Here is a 2,903-nt window from a genome sequence, read left to right as displayed (position 1 = left end):
GTCCTTTTCGTGGTCGTTGCCGGTGATCAGCGCATGCAGCGGGGCGTTGAAATCTGGCGCGCCCGGCGGCGCGTCATGGACCTCGCCATCGGTGATCATGATCGCGCCGCCGATGCGTGACGGCGGCACGTCGCGGAAGGCGCCTTCAAGCGCGCCGAACAGCCGTGTCTCGGTGCGCTCTTCGGCGGCCTCGGATTTGCCGGCCTCGACGACGCGCACGTCGAACTGCTTGAAGCGGCCAAGCCGCTGCTGCAGCCCGGCCAGCGCCTCGTCGGTCTGCTTGGTGCGATCGCCGATATCCTGGCTCTGGCTGCGGTCGACGACGAGGGCGACAACGCTTTTCAGCGGCTCGCGCTCCTCGTTGAGGAACACCGGGTTGAACAAAGCGGCGGCGAGCGCCAAAAGGGCGATGAAGCGGAAGACCGAGCCGCGCTGGCGAAACCACAGGCCGACAAGCGCCAGCAGCGCCAGCGGCACCAGCGCCAAGGCCAACAGGGGCCAGGAGATCAGCGGTTCGAAGGAAATCGACCAGTTCATCCCTTACCCTCCTCTTTTTGGGGAGGGTTTATCCGCGACCGGAGGGAACCAAACAAACTCATCTTACTGCCCCAGCCGTTCGAGCAGTATGGGCACGTGCACCTGGTCGGATTTGTAGTTGCCGGTCAGCATGTACATCATGATGTTGACGCCGGCGCGCAGCGCGTAGACGCGCTGCATCGGGTCCGCCGGTACGGTCGGCAGCAGCGGATCGCCATTCTCGTCGACCGCCCAGGCGCCGGCAAAATCATTGGCGGTGATCATGATAGGCGAGACGCCGTCGCCGGTGCGCACCGGCCGGTTCTCGGCATTGCTGGCGTCGAGCGACGCCTCGACCCACAGTGGGCTGCCGGCGAAGCGGCCGGGGAATTCGGGCAGGATGAAGAAGGATTTGGTCAGCACGTGGTCGGACGGCACCGGCTCCAGCGGCGGCACGTTGAGGTTGCCGAGGATGTCGCGCAGCCGCTCCGTCGCCGGGCTGGTCGAATCGGCGCCGATGCCGTTGGCGAACTGGTCGCGGGTGTCGAACAGCACCGTGCCGCCCTGCTGCATATAGGCGTCGATGCGGGCGATGGCGGCCTGGCTCGGCATCGGGGCGGCCGGATCGATCGGCCAGTAGATCAAAGGATAGAACGACAGCTCGTCCTTCGAAATGTCGACACCGGCTGGTGCGCCCGGTTCAAGGGCCGTCTTTTCGACCAGGAAGCGGGTCAGGCCCTCGAGCCCGGCACGGCTGATCGAATCGTCGCCCGGCACACCGGTCAGCACATAGGCGATGCGGGTCTTCGAAATCGCCTCGATGGCAATTTCGTCACCCGGCTTGGCGTCGTCGGCGCGGGCAAGGTCGGCATGACCGAACAAGCTACCCAGCGCAATCAGGACCGCGGCGGTGGTTGCCATGGCACCGGCGCGGCGCGGTCGGCGTGAGAACAGGCCGCCCATCCAGAATACCGCCAGCGTATCGAGCAGCATCAGCACCAGGGCGGCCGCGACCAGCGCGCCCTTCAAATTGCGCGATTCGTCAAAGGCATACTGGATCGAGGTGACGGGAACAGTGATTTGCGGGCGCGCCAGCGGGGCCAGCGTGCTGTCGGCTTCAAGCAGATTATGGGCAAACACACCCGTCTCGGAACCATAGAGGCCGGGCGGGTTTTCAAAAGTCACCGGCAGCGCGCCGGCGCCCGGTACAAGCGGCCGTGCATCCGGTGTCGGCGGCACCAGCGAGCCGTCGGCTGCAATCATGCGATAGGGCGCCAGCGACGCCGCGGCGGCTTCGGCATTGGCGATGGCCGCGCCCTGGTTGCGCGACAGCTGCACGATGCGGCGCAGCATCTCGACGAAGCTGCCGGAGATCGGCAGGTTCGACCAGGTTGCTTCAGGGGTGACGTGGAACAGCACCAGCGTGCCCTTGCCTTTCTTCAATCCGGTGACCAGCGGCGTGCCGTCGGCAAGGGCCGCCCAGGTGCGCTCGACGATATCGGGTGTCGGCTCGGCCAGCACCTGTCTGCTGACAGTGACCTCGGCCGGCGGCGCCAGATCGGCGAACGGGCCGGCCTTGGGGAATTCGGTGACAGGCTGCGGCGACGTCCATGACAGCGCGCCGCCGAGCGAACGCTCGCCGGTGCGCAGGCGGACCGGCAGCAAATCGTCGTCATCGCCCGCCGTGGCCAGCCGCGAACCGGCGAAACGCACCAGCGTGCCGCCATTGTCGACCCAATCGACAAGTCTCTGCCGGACCTGTCCGGGAATGGTGCCGATATCGGCCATGACAATCATCGCGGGCTTCTGGTCGAGGATCTGCGGGATGGCGTCGGCGAGGTCGGCGCTGGAGGGTTCGACCAGATCGGCGAAGGGCTGCAGCGCCCGCCTGATGTAGTAGAGTGGCGACAAAAGCGGCTGCGCCTGGTCGGCCTCGGCCTGCGACAGCAGCCCGACGCGGCGGCGCTTGGAGCTTTCGTCGAGGACGCGCACCGCACCGGCCTGCCGCTCGCCGTCGAGCGCGATCGAAGCGAAGTCGTTGCGCAATTCGAACGGCACCGCCATGGTGCCGGTGGCGGTGGTTTCGCCAGGCGAAAAGGTCAGCGTCGCATCGGCGATGCGGCGGCCCTTGTCGTCGAAGGCGCCGGCGGTGACCTGCGCCGGGGCAGGGTCGCCCGGCGCGCGGATGGCGGTCAGCGCAAAGCCGTCGACCTGGTTGTCGGCGGCGGTCAGGCCCGTCAGCGACAGCCTGTCGGCGGTTGCCCAGACGACACGGGCGGCATTTTTCGACAAAAGCGTGTTGAAGGCGGCTTCATCGCCTTTTGCCGCCAGGCCGTCGGCAAGCACGGCGACACTGGCCCCGGGCAAGGTCTCCAGCACGCCGGCGA

The 2,903-nt window shown here is 67.1% G+C and carries 1 protein-coding gene and 1 pseudogene; both read right to left on the bottom strand.

All coding sequences use genetic code 11. The features are described 5' to 3' along the window. Positions 1 to 537 (bottom strand): annotated as a pseudogene (locus EN969_RS24865) (hypothetical protein); the annotation flags it as partial. A gap of 63 nt (positions 538 to 600) precedes the next feature. After that, positions 601 to 2,903 (bottom strand): DUF4159 domain-containing protein (locus EN969_RS24860; protein ID WP_127419476.1); only part of this gene is annotated, 2,303 nt, incomplete at its 5' end.

Source organism: Mesorhizobium sp. M7A.F.Ca.CA.003.01.2.1 (assembly GCF_003998945.1).
GTDB lineage: Bacteria > Pseudomonadota > Alphaproteobacteria > Rhizobiales > Rhizobiaceae > Mesorhizobium > Mesorhizobium ciceri.
The sequence above is the reverse complement of the archived record's forward strand: the minus strand, read 5'-3'. Positions and strand labels throughout refer to the sequence as shown.